Source organism: Streptomyces sp. NBC_00376 (assembly GCF_036077095.1).
Classification (GTDB): Bacteria; Actinomycetota; Actinomycetes; order Streptomycetales; family Streptomycetaceae; genus Streptomyces.
The window spans coordinates 4,251,692-4,270,661 of record NZ_CP107960.1 but is presented as its reverse complement, the minus strand read 5'-3'; the positions used below and the strand labels follow the sequence as shown (position 1 = coordinate 4,270,661).

The window sequence follows — 18,970 nt, the reverse complement described above, 5'->3', positions numbered from 1 at the left end:
CGCCGGATCCCACAACTGACCTGTGTACGTGGCTGGATCCGCCCCGGCACACCCTCGCGACCCACTGCGCAGGACCCCGCTCGGCAGTGGCGTACCGGCCGCTTCCTCCGCGGCTCCCGGCCCTGGCCTCGGCCCTTCCCCGACCCGGGGGTTGGGCCGCAACGCCGAGTTCGCTAGGGTCCTGGCCCATGGCACATAACCCCCACGCCCCGCAGGGCCCCGAGGGCAACCACGACCCGGCCGGCAGCACCCAGATGTTCCGCGCCTTCGTCGACGAGGGCGAGCCGCAGCGCCGTCAGCAGCCGGCCGCCACCTCGTCCGGACCGCGCGTCGGGGTGATCGCCGCCGTCGTCGTGGTGATCGTCGCCCTCGCGGCGGTCGCCTGGCTCGCGCTCGGCTGACCGGCGCCGCCGGTCACCGCACCCCGCCCCCATCCACCCGTCACTTCAATACGGCGGTCACGTCCCGGGTCTCGACATGCATCCCCAGGGGCACCCGCCAGGCGTCCACACAGACGGTGTACGTCCCCGTCCGCGCCGCTCCCGCGCCGATCGGCGCGGGCAGTGGCCCGGTCGACTCGATGGTCGCCCAGTCGACCCCCAGCGCGCCGATCACATGCGTGGCGAAGGTGACGGTCCCCGCCCGCGCCGGTGATCCTCCGGTGTTCCGGAACTCCACGGTCACCTTCTCGCACCAGCGCTCGTCCGCAGCCGCCCGCACGGGGTCGCCCACCGCCAGTACGGCGGGCCCCGCGGGTGTGCCGGATCCGGGCGCCGAAGGCGTCACGGGCCCGGTGGATCCGCCTCCGGGGCCGGATGTGCCGGGTGCGGAGGGTCTGCCGGGTGTGGCAGGCGAGCCGGACGGCCCGGGAGTCGCACCGCCCGTGCCCCCGGAACCACGGGCCGGGCCGCCATCACCACCCCCGCCACCGCCATCACCGCTGCCGGGATCACGGCTCTCACCGGGTCGGCGCCCCGCGCCGGAATCGAGGCCGCGGTCACCACCCGGGTCGCGGCCCTTCCCGTCCCGGTCCAGCGGGACCAGCGTCACCTTCCCCGACGGCGCCACCGCCCCGCCCGGCGTTCTTCCGGTGTCCGTTCCCGCCGCGCCGAGCGCCACGTAGCCCTCGTCCGCCGCGTCTCCGCCGCAGGCGGCCAGTAGGCCACCCAGACACAGCACAGCCGCCGAGGCGGCGATCACGGTGCCCCGGCGGCCGTTCGAGCCGAGCATCTGACGTCGCATCGCGCCAGTGTGGCTGACGGTCCGTCAAATCGGAACCCTTGTGCTCCGGTACGGGAGTCCACGGCGTCAGTCGGCGATGAGTCCTTCCCTGAGCTGGGCGAGCGTACGGGTCAGCAGGCGCGAGACGTGCATCTGCGAGATGCCGACCTCCTCGCCGATCTGGGACTGGGTCATGTTGGCGAAGAACCGCAGCATGATGATCTGGCGCTCGCGCGGCGGGAGCTTGGCCAGCAGCGGCTTGAGCGATTCGCGGTACTCGACGCCTTCCAGGGCCGAGTCCTCGTAGCCGAGCCGGTCCACGAGGGAGCCCTCGCCGCCGTCGTCCTCGGGCGAGGGCGAGTCCAGCGAGGAGGCGGTGTACGCGTTGCCGACGGCCAGCCCGTCGACCACGTCCTCCTCGGAGACCCCGAGCGCCTTGGCCAGCTCGGGCACGGTCGGCGAGCGGTCGAGCTTCTGCGCGAGCTCGTCGCTGGTCTTGGTCAGCGCGAGCCGCAGCTCCTGGAGCCGGCGCGGGACGCGCACCGACCACGAGGTGTCGCGGAAGAACCGCTTGATCTCCCCGACGACGGTCGGCATCGCGAACGTCGGGAACTCCACGCCCCGCTCGCAGTCGAACCGGTCGATCGCCTTGATCAGGCCGATCGTGCCGACCTGGACGATGTCCTCCATCGGTTCGTTGCGGCTGCGGAACCGCGCCGCGGCGTACCGCACCAGCGGGAGGTTGAGCTCGATGAGTGTGTCCCGTACGTAGGCACGCTCCGGGCTGTCCGTTCCATCCGGGCCGGGTGCGGGCCCCAGCGCGGCGAGCCGCAGGAACAGGGAGCGGGACAGAGTGCGGGTGTCGATGGCTTCCGGCGAGCTGGTGAGCACAACGGGTGCGGGTTCGCTCTTCGTGAGCGTGAGCACCTTCGAGCTGCCCTGTTCTGCGGACATGCCACCCCCTTGAGGTCGCGGACGGTCGCGTCGAGCCGCGACCATCGGAGGAACGCAGCCTCCACCTGAATACCGGAGGCGAGGCCACGGCAAACGCGGTTCCCGCAGAATGTCACATGTCGGCAACACGCTGTAGTGACATGTCGACAAGTCTTTGTGACGTCTGCGCAGTTAACAGGGGGTGTGGGCCATTCGGGCCGCTGGGAACGGGACTTCTGGTGTTCTACCCGATCCGGTTAGGCCTCGATCCTGTTTGCGGATCGAAGTCGGGCGAAGCTTCGGGCCAACAGTCTTGACACATGCATCTGGGAGACACCCAGTTCGGCACTGATCTGGGACTGCGTCAGATTGCTGTAGTAGCGCAGCAGAAGGATGCGCTGTTCGCGCTCGGGCAGCTGTACGAGCAGATGCCGGACGAGGTCGCGGTGCTCGACCCCGGCGAGCGCCGGGTCCTCGTAGCCGAGCCGGTCCAGCAGCCCGGGCAGCCCGTCGCCCTCCTGGGCGGCCTCCAGCGATGTCGCGTGGTAGGAGCGGCCGGCCTCGATGCAGGCGAGCACCTCGTCCTCGGAGATCCTCAGCCGCTCGGCGATCTCCGCGGTGGTGGGCGAGCGGCCGTGAGCGGTCGTCAGGTCCTCGGTGGCGCCGGTGACCTGGACCCACAGCTCGTGCAGGCGCCGGGGGACGTGGACGGTCCGTACGTTGTCCCGGAAGTACCGCTTGATCTCACCGACGACGGTCGGCATCGCGAACGTCGGGAACTGGACGCCGCGTTCGGGGTCGAACCGGTCGATGGCGTTGATCAGGCCGATCGTGCCGACCTGGACGACGTCCTCCATCGGCTCGTTGCGGCTGCGGAACCGCGCCGCGGCGTACCGGACCAGCGGGAGGTTCGCCTCGATGAGGGCCGCCCGCACCCGGCCGTGCTCCGGGGTTCCCGGCTCCAGGTCCTTGAGCTGGCCGAAGAGCACCTGGGTGAGCGCCCGGGTGTCCGCGCCGCGGGTCCTGGCGGGCGTCGTCGTACTGTCGGGCGCCTCGGTCTGGACGGACTGGGGAGGCACTTGAGGCGCTGTACTGGCCGGCACGATGGGGCCACCCCTTTGCAGTCAACTTCGGTCAACTCATCTGTCAAAAGCGGTCATAGCATCACAAGACATGTCCACTGTGTGCAAGCACCGTATAGCGTCGTGTTGGGTTCAACTTGGTTTAAACACCAAAAAAGCCCCTCACCGCAATGGTGAGGGGCTCAGTGGCGGTACGGTCCGGCCCGTATGGCGGGCCGGGCCGGATCAGAACGGGTAGTCGGCGATCACCCAGGTGGCGAACTCGCGCCACTGCCCGGCGGCGGCCTGATGCGCGGGATGCTCGATGTACCGCTTCAGGGCGTCCTGGTCGGCGACCGCGGAGTTGATGGCGAAGTCGTACGCGATCGGCCGGTCGGTGATGTTCCAGGCGCACTCCCAGAACGCGAGCTCGGGGATCTGCCCCTCCAGCTCCTGGAAGGCCTTCACCCCGGCGACGACCCGCGGGTCGTCCCGCTCGACGCCGTCGTTCAGCTTGAACAGGACCAGATGGCGGATCACGGTGTACTCCTACTTCACGAGCTCGGACATGAAGTCGCCGACGCTCTGTGCGGCACTCGAAACGCCCTCGAACCCTACCTGGACGAGCTCGGCCGCCCGTTCCGGAGAGGCGATGATCGTGTACGCCACGAAGACGACTACCACGTAGAGAGCTATCTTCTTCGCTTGCACCATCAGCCCCCGCGTCCCCTTCGATCCCCTGGTTCGATCCTTTGTGCAGTCGGGCGAGTCTATCCACACGAATGACCGCCTCCCGGGGAGGTTGTCCGACCCCTCACACAGCCTTTAAGGACCAAGGACCCGGCGATCAAGGCCCTTTGCCCGCCCGCACGGCCACTGAGCTGGAGCAGGATGGACGGTGAGCCCGGCGGACACGGCAGGAATCCGAAGGGCTCGGAACGGGCCCCACTGTGGGATCCCCGCCGCAGGTCACCCCCCTGACCGCGACGAGGGCCGGAGGCCCGTTCTCACCGGGGGAAGCGGTTTGTCCCCCCGATGCCGCTTCCCCCGACCTGAGCGCGGAGGAACCGGGGGAACCGTGGCCCCGACACGACATCCGTCGTGCGGGGCCACAGTCGTGTGCAAGGGTCCGGGGCGCGCATCGTCCACGCGGCAGCCGATGGGGCGGTCTCGTCGTCCCCGTAACGCGCGAACGCCCTCCCGTGCTGCGTTTCCGCAGTTCGGGAGGGCGTCGATGGCGGTAGCGGAGGGATTTGAACCCTCGGTGAGTTTCCCCACACTCGCTTTCGAGGCGAGCTCCTTCGGCCGCTCGGACACGCTACCGAGAGAGAGCTTAGACCATGGCGGGCCGTGGACAGAAATCGGTTCTCAGGGGGTGCGGAAGAAGGACGTCAGGAGGCTCGCGCACTCCTGCTCCAGGACGCCGTGGATGACCTCGGGGCGGTGGTTGAGGCGGCGGTCGCGTACGACGTCCCAGAGGGAGCCCGCCGCGCCCGCCTTCTCGTCGCGGGCTCCGTAGACGACCCGGTCCACGCGGGACTGGACCAGGGCGCCCGCGCACATCGTGCAGGGCTCCAGGGTGACGACCAGGGTGCAGCCGGTCAGGCGCCACTGTCCGAGGGCAGCCGCTGCCCTGCGGACGGCGAGGACCTCGGCGTGGGCGGTCGGGTCGCCGGTGGCCTCGCGTTCGTTGTGGCCCGTGGCGAGCAGTGCGCCGTCCGGGCCGAGCACGACGGCGCCGACCGGCACATCGCCGGCCGCCGCCGCCAGCTCGGCCTCGGCCAGGGCGCGGCGCATGTGCGCCCGCCACGGGTCTCTCACGGGGTCGTGCGGTGGTTCGCTCACCCGCGGACCCTAACGGACGGTCTCCAGGACCTCGGCCGCGCCCAGCGCGTCCGCGATCTCCACCATGGCGTCCGTGCGCAGCATCAGCAGTTCCGCCTCGGGGAGTCCGAGGTCGGCCAGGATCCGGGTGTCGCCGAGCGGGCCCGCCGGTACGGCGTCGGCGTCGAAGCCGTCGTCATCGTTGTCGTTGTCGGTGTCGTCGTTGTCGGTGTCGTCGGTGTCGGTGTCGTTGTTGTCGGGGGTGGTGTCCGGGTCACCGTCCTCCGGGTCGTCGAGGCCGACGAGCTCTTCGAGGGCGGCGATCGTGTCCTCGGCCCCGGGTTCGCGGCCGAGCAGTTCGTCGGTGAGCAGGATCTCCCCGTACGAGGAGCGTGCGGCGGCGGTGGCGTCGGAGACGAAGATCCGGGGATCGTCCTCGCCGTCCACCCGGACGACGCCGAACCAGGCGTCCTCCTGTTCGATGAAGACGAGCACCGTGTCCTCGTCCACCGAGGCCTCACGGGCCAGATCCGTCAGGTCGGACAGGGTCTCCACATCGTCGAGCTCCGTGTCGCTCGCTTCCCACCCGTCTTCGGTGCGCGCGAGCAGTGCGGCGAAGTACACCGTGACTCTCCCACTGGTCTTAGGGGTGTCGGTCCGGCGGGAGGGCAGTCGGTGGTCCGGCTGTCCTGGGTCCCGCCCATCGGAATCGTGGCAGAAACAAGGGCTTCGCGAGAGGAGTTCGGCCGCTGAGTCGGCCATCAGTTCTGCCGGACGCCGCCACCAGGGGGATGCCGGGCGCTGTCGCCGGGGGTGCCGGGGGCTGTCACCGGGGAATGCCGGGTGCCGTCGCCGGGGGTGTCGGAGGACGGTCGCCGGCTACCAGCGGAAGGTGCGCATGCGCATGGCCTGGCGCATCCGGGCCGCCCTGGCGCGGCGGGGCTGCACCCGGTCGCGGAGGGCTTTCGCCTCGTGGAGCTCGCGCAGGAACTGGGCGCGCCGCCTGCGGCGTGCCGCGTCGCTCTCCTCCGGGTCCTGCTGGGCCTGTGCGTCCTGCCGGTCCCGCGGGTCCGGCGCGTCCTGCCGGTCCCGCTTCCGCTTTTCCCCGTCCGGCATCGGCTCATCACCCCAAGGCTGGGTCCGTATGCCCCCACCTTCCCCCCGAACATGCGGTTGATGCCAGCGCACGGGTGCGGGAGGCACGGTTACTGTTGAGCCCATGCGGATCCACGTCGTCGACCACCCACTGGTCGCGCACAAGCTCACCACCCTGCGCGACAAGCGCACCGACTCCCCGACTTTCCGGCGGCTCGCCGACGAGCTGGTCACCCTGCTCGCCTACGAGGCAACCCGGGACGTGCGCACCGAACAGGTCGACATCGAGACCCCGGTCACACCGACGACCGGTGTGAAGCTGTCGCACCCGCGGCCGCTGGTCGTGCCGATCCTGCGGGCCGGCCTCGGCATGCTCGACGGCATGGTGCGGCTGCTGCCGACCGCCGAGGTGGGCTTCCTGGGCATGATCCGCAATGAGGAGACGCTCCAGGCGGAGACGTACGCCACCCGGATGCCGGAGGACCTCTCGGGCCGCCAGGTGTACGTCCTGGACCCGATGCTGGCCACCGGCGGCACGCTGGTCGCGGCCATCCAGGAGCTGATCAAGCGCGGCGCCGACGACGTCACCGCGGTCGTGCTGCTCGCCGCGCCCGAGGGCGTCGAGGTGATGGAGCGCGAGCTGGCCGGTACGCCGGTGACCGTGGTCACCGCCTCGGTCGACGAGCGGCTCAACGAGAACGGCTACATCGTCCCCGGCCTCGGCGACGCGGGCGACCGGATGTACGGCACGGCCGACTAGGGCCGGAGTGGTTCGTGCTGACGGCAGCCGGGTCGCCCCGGCGGCCGTCAGCAGGACGACGGTGCGGGGGCCGGCTTCGTCAGGGCGGCGAGGGCCGCGGCCGCCGACTGGGGCGTGTTGAACGTCTTGAACTTCGTACCGAGAATCAGATCGACGTCCGCCGTCCTGCGGGCGTCGGTCTTCGGCGTGGCGCCCACCAGTTGCGTGCCGAGGACCGGGAACGGGCCGTTCGTGGCCGAGGGGGCGCCCAGCAGCACCCCGGGGCCCGGGACCTTCTTGTCGTACGCGGCCGGGGCGTTGCCCACCTTGCCGATGGTGAAGCCGCGCTTCTTCAGCTCTTCGGCCGCCTTCTTGGCGAGCCCGCTGCGCGGTGTCGCGTTGTAGACGTTGACGGTGATCTTCGCGGGCTTCGGCAGCGCCTTCGCGGGTGCGGACGGTCTGGCGGTGGGGCAGTCCGTCTTGTGGTCGGCGGCGCTGGCCTTCCGGTCGCCGCCGGTGAAGACGTCGATGAGCTGCATCGTGCCCCATCCGGCCAGCCCGAGGGCGACCACGGAGGCGGTGGCAGCGAGGATCAGTTTGCCGCGACGCCGGGGGCGGCGCATCCGCGGGTACTTGTCGCCCGTGATGCGGTACTTTCCGCCCATGCCGGGGGGAGTGAGCATGCTCATGGGCGCAGCGTAGTGCGGCCCGGTGATGATGCCTACTAAATGATCAATGGATCGCACCCGTCCGGGTGCGAAAGCACCCGAACGAACCCCGGAGCGGCCCGTGGGTCGCACAGGGACGGGACGGTCCATGGGCGGGACGGTCCGTTGACGGGACGGCCGGGGCCGTGGACGGGACTCGCTCCGGTCAGCCGAGTTCGAGCACGCGGGCGTGGAGTACCTGGCGCTGCTGAAGCGCGGCGCGGACCGCGCGGTGCAGTCCGTCCTCCAGATAGAGGTCGCCCTGCCACTTCACGACGTGCGCGAACAGGTCACCGTAGAACGTCGAATCCTCGGCGAGGAGGGTTTCGAGGTCCAGGTTGCCCTTGGTGGTCACCAGCTGATCGAGGCGGACCGGGCGCGGCGCGACATCCGCCCACTGCCGGGTGCTTTCCCGGCCGTGGTCGGGATAAGGCCGCCCATTTCCGATGCGCTTGAAGATCACACGGAAAGCCTACCGGGCAAGAGCCTCCGGGCGCAGCCATGGGGCAGTACTGCGATCCTGGGAAGAACGCCGCAAATCCAGGCATTTCGGAATGGGGCCCTGATGAGTGACAGCGAGAACACGGCCGAAAGCGCCGGTGTGCTGCCGGAGCCGGCCCGGGAGATCGCCGCCGGGTACGCCGTTTCCGGGGCTTCCCTCGATCTGGGCGCTCTGCTCTGGGACGGAACCTGCCTGCCGGACGCGCAGATCCGGATCCCGCTGGCGATGCTCAACCGGCACGGACTGGTCGCGGGCGCCACCGGAACCGGAAAGACCAAGACGCTCCAGCTGATCGCCGAGCAGCTCTCTGCGGGCGGTGTCCCCGTCTTCCTCGCCGACATCAAGGGCGACGTCTCGGGCATCGCAGCCCCCGGCGCCCCGGGCGACCGGGTCACCGAACGGGCCGGGCAGGTGGGGCAGGTGTGGGAGGCCGAGGGCTTCCCGTGCGAGTTCTACGCACTCGGCGGCATCGGCCCCGGCATCCCGCTGCGCGCGACGGTCACCAGCTTCGGCCCCGTACTCCTGTCCAAGGTGCTGGAGCTCAACCGGACACAGGAGCAGTCGCTCGGCCTGATCTTCCATTACGCCGACGCCAAGGGCCTGGAGTTGATCGATCTCAAGGACCTGCGGGCCGTGGTCGCCTTCCTCGTCTCGGACACCGGAAAGGCCGAGCTCAAGGGGATCGGGGGCCTGTCCACGGCCACCGCCGGGGTGATCCTGCGGTCGGTCACCGCCTTCGAGCAGCAGGGCGCGGGCGACTTCTTCGGTGAACCGGAGTTCGACACCGCCGAGTTGCTGCGCCGGGCGCCGGACGGGCGCGGGCTCGTCTCCGTACTGGAGCCGGCGGCGGTGCAGGACAAGCCCCAGCTCTTCTCCACCTTCCTGATGTGGCTGCTCGCCGACCTCTTCCACGACCTGCCGGAGGTCGGCGACCTCGAAAAGCCGAAGCTCGTCTTCTTCTTCGACGAGGCACACCTGCTCTTCGACGGGGCCTCGAAGGCGTTCCTGGAGTCGATCACCCGGACGGTGCGGCTGATCCGGTCCAAGGGCGTCGGCATCTTCTTCGTCACGCAGACGCCCCGCGACGTTCCGGCGGAGGTGCTGGCGCAGCTCGGGAACCGGGTGCAGCACGCGCTGCGCGCTTTTACCCCGGACGATGCGAAGGCGCTGCGGTCGACGGTGAAGACATTCCCTCATTCGCAGTACGACCTGGAGGAGTTGTTGACGCGGCTGGGCATCGGTGAGGCCGTGATCACGGTGCTGAGCGAGAACGGTGCGCCGACGCCGGTCGCCGCGACCCGGCTGCGGGCGCCGCGGTCGCTGATGGGGCCGTGGCCGGCGGCGGAGCTCGAAGCTGCCGTGAAGGGGTCGTCGTTGTACGGGCGTTATGCGCAGGCGGTGGACCGGGAGTCGGCGTACGAGAAGCTGAGCGCCGGTCAGGAGGCCGAGGCGGAGGCGGCCGGGGCCGCGGACCGGGCCGCTGTGGAGGGGGCGGTCCGCGGTGAGGGGGCGCGCGGGGCCGGGAAGGCGGCCGAGGAGGATGCCTCGCTGGTCGAGCAGGTGGTGGCGAGCGGGATGTTCCGGTCGCTGGCCAGGACCGTCGGTACGCAGCTGGGCCGGGAGATCTCGCGGTCCCTCTTCGGCACGGCCCGCCGCAGGCGGTAGGAGGGGGGTTACTTTTCGGCGGCGCGTTTGGCGGCCTTGGCCGCCTGCTTCGCGTGCTGCTTGTACGCGCGGACCTCGGCGAGCGATTCCGGGCCGGTGATGTCGGCGACCGACCGGTGCGAGCCGGCCTCGCCGTACGGTCCCGCCGCCTCCCGCCAGCCCTTCGGTCGGACCCCGAACTGCTTGCCCAGCAACGCCAGGAAGATCTGGGCCTTCTGGGTACCGAACCCGGGCAGCGCGTTCAGTCGTTTCCGCAGCTCGGCCCCGTCGGAGACATCGGTCCACACCGCGCTCGCGTCGCCGTCGTACTCCGCCACCAGGTACTGGCACAGCTGCTGGACCCGCTTGGCCATGGCGCCGGGATAGCGGTGCAGCGCGGGCTTCGTGGTGAAGAGCTCGGCGAACGCCTCCGGGTCGTGGACGGCGATCTCATGGGCGTCCAGATCGTCGCCGCCCATCCGCTGCGCCAGCGAGTACGGGCCGGAGAAGGCCCATTCCATCGGCACCTGCTGGTCCAGCAGCATGCCCACCAGCGCGGCGAGCGGGCTGCGCGCGAGGAGTTCGTCCGCCTTCGGCTCCTGGGCGATCCGCAGGGTGATGCCCTGGCCCTTGTCGCTGTCCTTGTCGCTCTTGGCCACGTCGCTCTTGGTCATGCCACCGATCATCCCGACGGCGGTGCGGCCCGGCCACTCCACTGCCCGCCGGTGCAGCCGTTTGCCGTACGGACGGAGCGGCTGCCCGAAGGGGCAGCACCGGCTGCCCCCGGCCGGCGGGGTCCGGGCTGGACGGGGCAGTGGGGCTTCGTGAAGGTGGAGTGGTGAGGCCATCACGACGCGCCTTCGACCGGGGCGCGGTCAGGGGAGATGACGATGCACGCACCGGAATGGGACCAGGAACACGACCACGACCACGAGCGGGATCACGGGCACGGGCATGAACACGACGAGCCGGTGCACGCGTCGCGGGCGTCCGAGGGCCGGGAGCCGGCGGGCACCCCGCACCTCTACCGTGCGGCGGCGGCCGGGCGGCCCGATGTGGTCGGGGCCGGCGGCATGAGCGTGCTCCAACGGGCGGTCGGCAACAGCGCCGTGGGGTCGATGCTCCAGCGCAAGGAGGAGGAAGAGCGCTCCCCCGTGCACGACGTGGTCTCGTCGGGCGGCGGGCAGCCGCTGGACACCGACACCCGCGCCGACCTGGAGGGGCGGATGGGGGCGGACTTCTCCGACGTACGCATCCACACGGACTCCGCCGCCCACGAGTCCGCGAAGGGCGTGGGCGCCCACGCGTACACCGTCGGCAACAACGTGGTCTTCCAGCGGGACGCCTACGACCCGTCCTCGCCGCAGGGCCGCACCACGTTGGCCCATGAGCTGACCCATGTGATCCAGCAGCGCAACGGCCCGGTGGACGGTACGGAGGCGGCGGGCGGGATCCGGGTGAGCGACCCCTCCGACCGGTTCGAGCGGGAGGCCGTCGCGAATGCCGACCGGGTGCTGTCGGACCCGGCTCCGGCGTCGGCCCCCGTTTCGGATTCGGCTCCCGCTTCGGCGCCGGCTTCGGCGGCGTCCGTGCAGCGGGCCGCGACGGAGGACGAGGACGAGCAACCGGCCGATGTGCAGGGCTCGTTCGTGCAGCGTGCGAAGGAAGGGGCCGAGGAGGAGGAAGAGGCTCCGCCGGAGTGAGGGAGGAGCGGGGCGGCGCCCCGGTGGGCCGGGCTTCGGTGGACGGCGCCCCGGTGGGCAGCGCCTGCTGCTGCGGGCCGCGCTGCCCCGCCTGTCCCATCCGGTTCCGCCCCGCCCAGCCCCGTCAGTCCGCAGCCTCCGTCTTCATCGTGCCGCCGAGGAACAGCGACTCCGAGCACCGCGAAGGCGTCGGCGCGTTCACCGGCTTGCCGATCTTCCGGCAGTCCACGGTCATCGTGACCTTGCCTCCGGCGGGCACCAGGATCGGCGTGACGAAGTGGTAGTCCGAGTCCCGGAAGTTCTCCAGCGCCAGCCGGAGCACGGGCGCGTCCCGGCCCGAGGAGACCACGAGCGTCCCCGCGTCGCCCTGCGGGTTCTGGACCACGATGTCGGTCAGCTGGAACGTGTGCCCGGCGGGCACCTGGAGGGCCGTCGAGGTGTTCGACCCGCCACCCACCGAGTCCCTGACCTGCACCTGAGCACTGGTCGGGGCGGCGGCCGACGCGTCGGATTCCGCACCGGGGCTCGGTGAGGGGCTGGGCTTCGGCGAGCCCCCGTTCGCCCCGGAGGAGTCGCCCGAGTCGCCCCCGCCCGACGCCGCACCGGCCGAGGACCCCTTCTCGGGTGCCTTGCTCTTGTCGGCCGCGGCGGCGGACCGTACCGCGTCCGGAGTGATCGCCTCGCGGGCCGCCGACTTCACGGCCGGGCGCAGCAGCGCGTACCAGAGCCCCACCAGCGCGATCAGCAGAACGGCCGCGGTGATCAGCGCCCGGGGGAGCCAGCGCGGCAGGATCGGTTCCTGCTGGTACGAGCCGTCGACGAGCACGGGTGCGACCGGGGCCTCGCCCTCGGCCACCTCCGGGGTGGCGACCAGCTGGAAGGGATGCGTGACCGGGATGCCGCGCCACACGCGCTTGGCGGGCCGGATCCGTACCTTCCCGAACTCCGCCCGGCCGGGCGCGATCACCAGTGTGTCCGCCGCGAACGAGACCCGTGCCCGCTCCGTGCCCGACTGGGCTCCCAGCCGCACGGTGAGGGGGGCGTTCCCCCGGTTGTCGACGGCGAACTGATGCCTGCCGCGCCAGGCGCCGTGCGAGCTGCGCGGTACCAGTTCGGCGGTCGTCTCGGTGAAGGGGAGTACGGTCACCCGCCCTTCGGGCACCACCGTGTCGCCCTGCTCGCTGGTGGGCACCACCCGTATCCCGAAGGGCGTCTCTCCCGCCGGTACGGTCGAGTCCCGGGGCGGGCGCAGTACGAGGGAGACCGTCTGCGAGTCGCCCGGATAGAGGGAGAGCGTCGCCGGCTCGACCGTCGACCAGGCGGCACAGGCGCCGACCACCTCGAAGCGGTACTCCTCGACGGTGCTCCCGGAGTTGAGGATCCGCAGGGGGAGAGCCGTCTCCTCGCCCGGTGCGGCAGTGACGGACGAATCGTCGAGGCTTGCCGTGAGACTCATAGGCGGCACCGTAGGTTCGCCGTTGAACGCCGACATCGGCCGTGAAGGAACACTTCCGGGCAGATTCTGTGCCCGGATCGGCCTTTTTGTTTCCCTGTAGGGATACGCGGGCATCTTTTGACCGCCTCAGACGATTGAGGCATACGAAAACAGCCGTGCTGGTTGTGATCGACGTGACGCCATCGGCTGTTGCCCAGGGGGAGCATTGCCATGGAGCGCATCACTGTTGCATTACGGGCCCAGGATCCGATCTCGCAAGCTGGCGTGGCCAGCCAGTTACGGACCCGGCCCGAGGTCAGCGTGACGGAGTGGGGGGAGGGCGAGGCCTCTCCCCGGATCGTGGTCGTCGTCGTGGACGCGGTCGACGAGGCGGTGTTGACGATGCTGCGCCACATCCAGCGCACCAGCACCTCACGTACCGTTCTGGTCACCACGGACATCGACGAGCAGAAACTGGTGAGCGCCGCCGAGTGCGGCGTCGCCGGTGTTGTCAGGCGCTCCGAAGCGACCCCGGAGCATCTGGTGCAGGTCATCGGGACGGTGGCGCGGGGCGAGGGCCATCTCCCGTCCGACCTGCTGGGACGGCTGCTGGAGGAGGTGGGCCGTCTCCAGGGGCAGGTGCTCGGCCCGCGCGGCCTGCACTTCACCGGTCTCGCGGCACGCGAGGTGGATGTGCTGAGGCTGGTCGCGGAGGGGTACGACACCGCGGACATCGCGACGAAGCTGGCCTACTCCGAGCGCACCATAAAGAACGTGCTGCACTCGGTGATGACCAGGCTGCAGTTGCGGAACCGGTCGCATGCGGTGGCGTACGCGATGCGGCAGGGGCTGATCTGAGCCGACCCGCAGCTCCGGCAGATCCCCCCGGTGCCCTTTCGGGCAGCGGGGGCTTCCCGAGGGTGTGACTCCCGCACCGCTGCGCGTCCGCCGCCGGTACAGGACCCTGACGTCCGGTGTGCCGGATCGGGCGAGGGTGGGGGAGGACTTCCGTGCGCTGGTACCAGCCGCTTCGGCGGGCGCCGCGGTCGCGGCGGGACGGATCGGTCCGGGCCCGGCCGTCCGCCTCGCGCCGCACCCTCACCGCGCTCCGGATCCCGGCCCTCGCCCTGCTGCTCGTGGTCAGCGGCATCGCCCCCGGCTCGGCCGTCACATCCGGTGCGCCGGCGGTGGCGGTGCCCGAACCCTGGGTAACGCCCGCCGAGTTCACCGACACGGTGGACCCGGGCGGCTCCACGGGCGTGGACAAGCAGGTGCGTACGCCGGCGATCCCGCCGAGACCCGATGTGATCCTGCTGGTGGACGGTACGGGCAGCATGGAGACGCCGATCCGGCGGGTGAGGGAGCGGATCCCCGAGATCACGAAGGCGATCCGTGACGAGCAGCCGGACTCGCGTTTCGCCGTGGCCACCTTCGGCGACCAGCAGGTGGACCCCGACGCCGGTTTCAAGGTGCTGCAAGGGCTGACGTACGACCTGAACGAGGTGCAGACGGGCGTCAACCAGCTCAAGGCCGACATGGGCAGCTTCAGCATCGGCCCGCCGGAGGACTGGATCTACGCGCTGTGGAAGCTGGCCAACGGGGGTGACGGGAAAACCGTGTTCCGCCCCGACTCCAGCCCCGTCGTGGTGCTGGTCGGTGACGCGTCCAGCCATGAACCCAGCAACAACCGGACATTCAGCGAAACCGAGTTCGCCCTGCAGGACGCGGGGGTGCGGCTGATCGCGGTCGGCCTGACCAGCGACCGGGGCGACGGTCTCAACGGCAACGGCCAGATACCCAAGTACCCCAACGACAAGAAGCATGATCCGGACCAGGCACTGCGACTGGCGACCGCCGCCAACGGCCGGATGATCGAAGGCATCGAGGGCAATGACGTCGTGGACGCCATCATCGACGGATTCAGCAACCTCCCCACCAACGTGAGCTATCGCCTGGACAACTGCGATCCGCATCTGTCCGTCAGCCTTGACCCGCCCACCCAGCAGCTCACCAGCGGGGAGACCGCGCACTTCGCGGAGAACATCGACGTCTCCGCGGACGCCCCCCAGGGCACCCGGCTGAGCTGCACCGTCCAGTTCCTGATGGGCACCCAGGCCCCGGGCGCGGAGACGATCGGGCCGGCCGCGGCGGCCGATCCCGACTTCCAGGAGCAGATCAACATCGATGTGAACGACATCGACGCGCCGGTCGTCACCGTGGACGATCTGACCGTCCGGGCCAAGGACAAGGAGGGCGCGCGCGTGACGTACGCCGCCACCGCCCAGGACGCCACCGACGGCACGCTCCCGGTGACCTGCACCCCTGCCTCCGGTTCGCTCTTCCCGGTCGGCCGCACCACGGTGACCTGCTCGGCGACGGACTCGGCGGGCAACACGGGGACGGACACGGCGAAGATCGAGGTCCTGGAGGCCCCCGTCCCGCCCTCGGCGGATGTGGCGATGAAGGTCGACGTCAGCCCCGACCGTACGTACACCGGCCGCCCGGCCCGTGCCCGCTTCGTCGTCACCAATGCCGGTCCGGACCCGGCGACCGGCGTGGTCATCGGCTCCACCTGGCCCGAAACGTCCAAGGGGAAGGACCGCAGCCTGCCCGCCCTGACCCGGTGCACAGCGGCGAACCCGTGCACCATCCCGGCAGGCGGCCGCATCGAGGTGACCCAGACCGGTACGTACCGCGCGGCGGTCACCGGGGACGTACGGGCCACCGTGCGCGGCACGCTGCCGGACCGCCGCAAGGCCAACAACCAGGACACCGACCGGCTGCGCGTCCTGAAACCCTCGCTGACCGTCACCCCGCAGGTCGCCAAGCCGGGCCAGCCGGTGCTGGCCCGGGGCAAGGACTACCCGCCGGGCGCGACCGTACGTTTCACGTGGAACACCGGGATCACCCCCGGAGGAGCGACGGCCACGGTGGGCCGCGACGGCACCTTCGAGGTCCAGGTCCTGGTCCTGCGCAAGGACAAGCTCGGCCCGCGCGAGCTGAGGGCGGACTCGCGCGACCTCGCCCGGCTGAAGAAACCGGTCCTGGTGGTGCAGCGGAATCTCCAGCCACCGGACTTCGCGGGCCGCGCATGAGCGCCGGTGACCGCAGGGCCGGTGAATGCAGGACCGGTATCCGCATGGCCGGCGACCGCACGGCTGATGACCGCACGGGAGTGATCGGGTGATCCACGAGGTCGACGACGTACTGCGGGCGCTGATCAGGGCGGAGGTACTCGAAGGCGGCCAGATCGCGGTGGTCTTCGACGCCCCGACCCGGGAATGGGCGGCGAAGGTCAACGCGCCCATGGTCAACCTGTATCTCTACGACATCCGCGAGGACATGCGCAGGCGCGAGCGGGGTCTGCACAACGACTACGACGAGCGCGGCACGATCATCGCCCGCCGCCGCCCGCCCCGGTTCTTCAAGCTGTCGTACCTGATCACGGCATGGACGAAGCGCCCGGAGGACGAACACCGGCTGCTCTCCTCGCTGCTCGGCTGCCTGCTCCGTTACGAGGCGCTGCCCCCGGAGCGGCTGACGGGCACCCTGGCCGAGATCGGGGCGCCGGTACCGATGTCGATCGCGCTGCCGCCGCCGGAGGACCGCTCGTTCGCCGACGTGTGGAGCGCGCTGGGCGGCGAGTTGAAGCCCTCGCTCGACCTGGTGATCAGCGTGCCGGTGACTGCGTCGCCGAGCTATGTGGTGGGTCCGCCGGTGGGGGACGAGGGGCTCCGGACCCGCTTCGGGGACGTACCCGAGCCGACCGAGCCCGTATCGGAGCCGGTGCCGGGCCGCGGGGGTCTCCCGGTGTACGGCGGACGCCCGGGGCGGCCGGGCGGGGGCGCCGCCTCGCGCATCCCCGACGCGGAACGACGACGCGGCCTGTCCCTCCGGATCGTGGAGACCCGGGGAGCCGGCGGGGACCCACGCGAGTCCGGTACTGGTACGGGGCCCCGCGAGTCCGGTACGAAGTCCCGCAAGGCCGTTACGGAGGACAGCACCGAATGACCACCGCGGGCGATCCGAACCTGCGCCACCTCCTCGCCCGCGCGGTAGCGGTGGAGCAGCGCATCCGACGGGCGGTCGAGGCCCGGCAGCTCACCGATCCGGACCCGGACGACGCCTTCCGCGGCCTCTACCTCACGGACGAGAACATCGCCCGCCTGCTGGACGAGGACGAGGCCCGCGCCTTCCCGTACCCCGTACCGGACCCCGTCGAGGCGCCGGCGGAACAGACCGGACTCACCTCCCTGGCCGCCGAGTTCGGCCTCACCGCCCTCGACGTCGAGATCCTCCTCATCGCGCTCGTACCGGACCTCGACGACCGCTTCGAGGCGTTCTACGGCTACCTGAACGACGACGTCACCCGCCGCCGCCCGTCCATCGGCCTGGCGCTCGGCCTGTGCGGGCTCTCCCCCGCCGACCAGGTGGCGCGCGGCCGGCTCGCGGCCCGCGCCCCGCTCCGCGAGGGCCGCCTCCTCCTGGTCGAGGACCTGGACCGTCCGTTCCTGAGCCGGGCACTGCGCGTCCCCGACAGGGTCACCGCCCACCTCCTGGGTGACGACACCCCCGACCCCCGGCTGGCCGACCTCCTCGCCCCCTGGCACGCCGTACCGGGCGTCGGAGACCCGGCGCCGCTCGCCGGGGCCCTCGCCCACGGCGCCTCGCTGGCCTACCTCCGCGAGGACCAGGGCGGTGCGGGCACCGCTCTCGCGGCCTCCGCGCTGACCCGTGCGGGCCACCGGGTCCTGGGGCTGGACCTGGCGCACCTCGCCGAGGACCCGTCACCGGCCGAGGCGGTCCGCTCCTTGGTCCGCGAGGCCAGGCTGACCGGTGCGGGCGTGGTCTGCGCCCCGATCGACGCCGTCTGCCGCGAACACCCGGAGCTCCTCCGGCTGCTCACCGGCACCCCGGTCCCCACGATCCTGGTGGGCCGGGCCCCCTGGGACGCGGCCTGGTCCGCCGCCCCGCCCCTGCTCCTGCACGCCCCACGCGTGGAACCCTCGACCAGAGCGGCCCTCTGGACCGACGCGTACGACGCCCCCGTACCCGGGACCATCGACGTGGACCGGCTGCTCGCACCGTTCCTCCTCACCCCGGAACAGATCACCCGTGCGGCCCGGGGCGCCGCCCAGACCACCCATCTGGACGGCGGCACCCTCACCCCCGACCACGTCCGCCAGGGCGCCCGCGCCCAGAACGCGGCGGGCCTGGACCGCCTGGCCCGCCGCATCGAACCCACCGTCACCTGGGACGACCTGGTCCTCCCGCCCGACACCCACGCCCAGCTGCGCGAACTCACCGCCCGCGCGAGACATCGCGACCGGGTTCTGGGGGAGTGGGGCATGCGCCCCGGCGGTGGTCGGGGACGGGGCGTGTCCGCCCTCTTCGCGGGCGATTCCGGCACCGGCAAGACGATGTCGGCGGAGGTCATCGCCGCGGACCTGGGCCTGGACCTGTACACGGTGGATCTGGCGACGGTGATCGACAAATACGTGGGCGAGACGGAGAAGAACCTGGAACGCATCTTCTCGGAGGCGGCGGGCGTGAACGGAGTCCTCCTCTTCGACGAGGCGGACGCGATCTTCGGCAAACGCTCCGACGTGAAGGACGCCCACGACCGCTACGCGAACGTCGAGAGCGCGTACCTCCTCCAGCGCATGGAGTCCTTCGACGGCCTGGCGATCCTCGCCACCAACCTCCGGGCCAATCTGGACGACGCGTTCACCCGCCGCCTGGACCTGGTCATCGACTTCCCGGTCCCGGACCCCGAACAGCGCCTGGTCCTCTGGGAGCGCTGCCTGGGCCCCGTACTCCCCCGGGGCAAGGACCTGGACCTCGCCTTCTGCGCGGAGAACTTCGAGCTGGCGGGCGGCAACATCCGCTCGATCGCGGTGACGTCCGCGTACCTGGCGGCGGACACGGGCGAGCCGGTGACGATGCCGACGCTGATCCACGCGATCCAGCGCGAGTACCAGAAACTGGGCCGGCTGACCCTGGCGTCTGAGTTCGGGCCGTATCTGGGGCTGCTGACCTGAGCGCCCTGGAATCGCGCCTGCCCGTAGAGAGCCTTGCGCGAAGTCGGGGTTGCCGTCACCGTGGT

The 18,970-nt window shown here is 71.0% G+C and carries 20 protein-coding genes and 1 tRNA gene; 8 read left to right on the top strand and 13 right to left on the bottom strand.

Translation table 11 applies throughout. From position 1 onward, the window contains the following. Window positions 1-188 precede the first annotated feature (188 nt). Window positions 189-401: a hypothetical protein gene (locus OG842_RS19285; RefSeq protein ID WP_266731163.1), complete on the top strand. Its 213-nt coding sequence runs from the start codon at window positions 189-191 to the stop codon at window positions 399-401. Window positions 402-441: 40 nt separating this feature from the next. Here OG842_RS19285 and OG842_RS19280 read toward each other — a convergent pair whose 3' ends face one another. From OG842_RS19280 to OG842_RS19240, 9 genes are all read right to left on the bottom strand, one after another. After that, window positions 442-1,242, bottom strand: coding sequence for a hypothetical protein (locus tag OG842_RS19280; protein ID WP_328512406.1), 801 nt, complete (start codon window positions 1,240-1,242; stop codon window positions 442-444). Window positions 1,243-1,308: 66 nt separating this feature from the next. Then, window positions 1,309-2,175 carry an RNA polymerase sigma factor SigF gene (locus OG842_RS19275; RefSeq protein ID WP_266731161.1) on the bottom strand — a complete coding sequence of 289 codons (867 nt, stop codon included), beginning with the start codon at window positions 2,173-2,175 and terminating at the stop codon, window positions 1,309-1,311. Between the two features lie 236 nt (window positions 2,176-2,411). Next, window positions 2,412-3,257: an RNA polymerase sigma factor SigF gene (locus tag OG842_RS19270; RefSeq protein WP_266731159.1), complete on the bottom strand. Its 846-nt coding sequence runs from the start codon at window positions 3,255-3,257 to the stop codon at window positions 2,412-2,414. Between the two features lie 204 nt (window positions 3,258-3,461). After that, window positions 3,462-3,755 (bottom strand): Dabb family protein, encoded by a 294-nt coding sequence (locus OG842_RS19265; protein ID WP_266731157.1) that lies wholly within the window; start codon window positions 3,753-3,755, stop codon window positions 3,462-3,464. A gap of 9 nt (window positions 3,756-3,764) precedes the next feature. Then, the gene (locus tag OG842_RS19260) at window positions 3,765-3,929 is read right to left on the bottom strand and encodes a hypothetical protein (protein ID WP_266731156.1); all 165 of its coding nucleotides are present in this window, start codon (window positions 3,927-3,929) and stop codon (window positions 3,765-3,767) included. 521 nt (window positions 3,930-4,450) lie between these two features. Then, window positions 4,451-4,538, bottom strand: a tRNA-Ser gene (locus OG842_RS19255). 45 nt (window positions 4,539-4,583) lie between these two features. Then, a complete protein-coding gene (gene tadA, locus OG842_RS19250; protein ID WP_328512672.1) occupies window positions 4,584-5,012 on the bottom strand; it encodes a tRNA adenosine(34) deaminase TadA in 429 nt (142 codons plus the stop codon). A 57-nt stretch (window positions 5,013-5,069) separates the two neighbouring features. Beyond that, complete coding sequence (locus OG842_RS19245; protein WP_328512405.1) at window positions 5,070-5,663, bottom strand: tRNA adenosine deaminase-associated protein; 594 nt, start codon at window positions 5,661-5,663, stop codon at window positions 5,070-5,072. Window positions 5,664-5,918: 255 nt separating this feature from the next. After that, on the bottom strand, window positions 5,919-6,155 hold the full coding sequence (locus OG842_RS19240) for a hypothetical protein (protein WP_266731153.1): 237 nt from the start codon (window positions 6,153-6,155) through the stop codon (window positions 5,919-5,921). Window positions 6,156-6,258: 103 nt separating this feature from the next. Between OG842_RS19240 and upp the strand changes: the two genes are divergently transcribed. Next, entirely contained in the window at window positions 6,259-6,894 is a 636-nt protein-coding gene (upp, locus tag OG842_RS19235; protein ID WP_266731152.1) for a uracil phosphoribosyltransferase, read from the top strand. A 47-nt stretch (window positions 6,895-6,941) separates the two neighbouring features. On the opposite strand, the gene OG842_RS19230 is transcribed toward upp, so the two are convergent. Together OG842_RS19230 and OG842_RS19225 are read right to left on the bottom strand one after the other, a co-directional pair. Next, window positions 6,942-7,538, bottom strand: a complete 597-nt coding sequence (locus OG842_RS19230; protein WP_266733687.1) for a LytR C-terminal domain-containing protein — start codon at window positions 7,536-7,538, stop codon at window positions 6,942-6,944. A gap of 208 nt (window positions 7,539-7,746) precedes the next feature. Then, window positions 7,747-8,043: a type II toxin-antitoxin system VapB family antitoxin gene (locus OG842_RS19225; RefSeq protein WP_072488263.1), complete on the bottom strand. Its 297-nt coding sequence runs from the start codon at window positions 8,041-8,043 to the stop codon at window positions 7,747-7,749. A 102-nt stretch (window positions 8,044-8,145) separates the two neighbouring features. Between OG842_RS19225 and OG842_RS19220 the strand changes: the two genes are divergently transcribed. Beyond that, entirely contained in the window at window positions 8,146-9,747 is a 1,602-nt protein-coding gene (locus OG842_RS19220; protein WP_328512404.1) for a helicase HerA-like domain-containing protein, read from the top strand. 8 nt (window positions 9,748-9,755) lie between these two features. Here the strand turns inward: OG842_RS19220 and OG842_RS19215 are convergent, their stop codons facing one another. Continuing rightward, complete coding sequence (locus tag OG842_RS19215) at window positions 9,756-10,400, bottom strand: HhH-GPD-type base excision DNA repair protein (protein ID WP_266731148.1); 645 nt, start codon at window positions 10,398-10,400, stop codon at window positions 9,756-9,758. Between the two features lie 210 nt (window positions 10,401-10,610). On the opposite strand from OG842_RS19215, the gene OG842_RS19210 reads away from it, so the two are divergent. Then, window positions 10,611-11,429 carry an eCIS core domain-containing protein gene (locus OG842_RS19210; RefSeq protein WP_328512403.1) on the top strand — a complete coding sequence of 273 codons (819 nt, stop codon included), beginning with the start codon at window positions 10,611-10,613 and terminating at the stop codon, window positions 11,427-11,429. Window positions 11,430-11,553: 124 nt separating this feature from the next. Here the strand turns inward: OG842_RS19210 and OG842_RS19205 are convergent, their stop codons facing one another. Then, window positions 11,554-12,885 (bottom strand): COG1470 family protein, encoded by a 1,332-nt coding sequence (locus OG842_RS19205; protein WP_328512402.1) that lies wholly within the window; start codon window positions 12,883-12,885, stop codon window positions 11,554-11,556. A gap of 210 nt (window positions 12,886-13,095) precedes the next feature. On the opposite strand from OG842_RS19205, the gene OG842_RS19200 reads away from it, so the two are divergent. The 4 genes from OG842_RS19200 to OG842_RS19185 all read left to right on the top strand — a co-directional run bounded on the left by OG842_RS19200 (window position 13,096) and on the right by OG842_RS19185 (window position 18,905). Then, window positions 13,096-13,722: a helix-turn-helix transcriptional regulator gene (locus tag OG842_RS19200; protein ID WP_266731142.1), complete on the top strand. Its 627-nt coding sequence runs from the start codon at window positions 13,096-13,098 to the stop codon at window positions 13,720-13,722. Between the two features lie 152 nt (window positions 13,723-13,874). Then, entirely contained in the window at window positions 13,875-15,959 is a 2,085-nt protein-coding gene (locus OG842_RS19195) for an HYR domain-containing protein (RefSeq protein WP_328512401.1), read from the top strand. Window positions 15,960-16,047: 88 nt separating this feature from the next. Continuing rightward, window positions 16,048-16,875 (top strand): DUF4255 domain-containing protein, encoded by an 828-nt coding sequence (locus OG842_RS19190; protein ID WP_328512400.1) that lies wholly within the window; start codon window positions 16,048-16,050, stop codon window positions 16,873-16,875. Further along, window positions 16,872-18,905, top strand: a complete 2,034-nt coding sequence (locus OG842_RS19185; protein WP_266731137.1) for an ATP-binding protein — start codon at window positions 16,872-16,874, stop codon at window positions 18,903-18,905. Before OG842_RS19190 ends, OG842_RS19185 begins: the two co-directional genes overlap by 4 nt. Window positions 18,906-18,970 lie beyond the last annotated feature (65 nt).

Bases quoted from the DNA above. Each gene is read 5' to 3' on its own strand.
- OG842_RS19285 (WP_266731163.1), top strand. From the start codon at position 189: ATGGCACATAACCCCCACGCCCCGCAGGGCCCCGAGGGCAACCACGAC.
- OG842_RS19280 (WP_328512406.1), bottom strand. From the start codon at position 1,242: ATGCGACGTCAGATGCTCGGCTCGAACGGCCGCCGGGGCACCGTGATC.
- OG842_RS19275 (WP_266731161.1), bottom strand. From the start codon at position 2,175: ATGTCCGCAGAACAGGGCAGCTCGAAGGTGCTCACGCTCACGAAGAGC.
- OG842_RS19260 (WP_266731156.1), bottom strand. From the start codon at position 3,929: ATGGTGCAAGCGAAGAAGATAGCTCTCTACGTGGTAGTCGTCTTCGTG.
- tadA (WP_328512672.1), bottom strand. From the start codon at position 5,012: ATGCGCCGCGCCCTGGCCGAGGCCGAGCTGGCGGCGGCGGCCGGCGAT.
- OG842_RS19240 (WP_266731153.1), bottom strand. From the start codon at position 6,155: ATGCCGGACGGGGAAAAGCGGAAGCGGGACCGGCAGGACGCGCCGGAC.
- upp (WP_266731152.1), top strand. From the start codon at position 6,259: ATGCGGATCCACGTCGTCGACCACCCACTGGTCGCGCACAAGCTCACC.
- OG842_RS19230 (WP_266733687.1), bottom strand. From the start codon at position 7,538: ATGGGCGGAAAGTACCGCATCACGGGCGACAAGTACCCGCGGATGCGC.
- OG842_RS19220 (WP_328512404.1), top strand. From the start codon at position 8,146: ATGAGTGACAGCGAGAACACGGCCGAAAGCGCCGGTGTGCTGCCGGAG.
- OG842_RS19215 (WP_266731148.1), bottom strand. From the start codon at position 10,400: ATGACCAAGAGCGACGTGGCCAAGAGCGACAAGGACAGCGACAAGGGC.
- OG842_RS19210 (WP_328512403.1), top strand. From the start codon at position 10,611: ATGACGATGCACGCACCGGAATGGGACCAGGAACACGACCACGACCAC.
- OG842_RS19205 (WP_328512402.1), bottom strand. From the start codon at position 12,885: ATGAGTCTCACGGCAAGCCTCGACGATTCGTCCGTCACTGCCGCACCG.
- OG842_RS19200 (WP_266731142.1), top strand. From the start codon at position 13,096: ATGGAGCGCATCACTGTTGCATTACGGGCCCAGGATCCGATCTCGCAA.
- OG842_RS19185 (WP_266731137.1), top strand. From the start codon at position 16,872: ATGACCACCGCGGGCGATCCGAACCTGCGCCACCTCCTCGCCCGCGCG.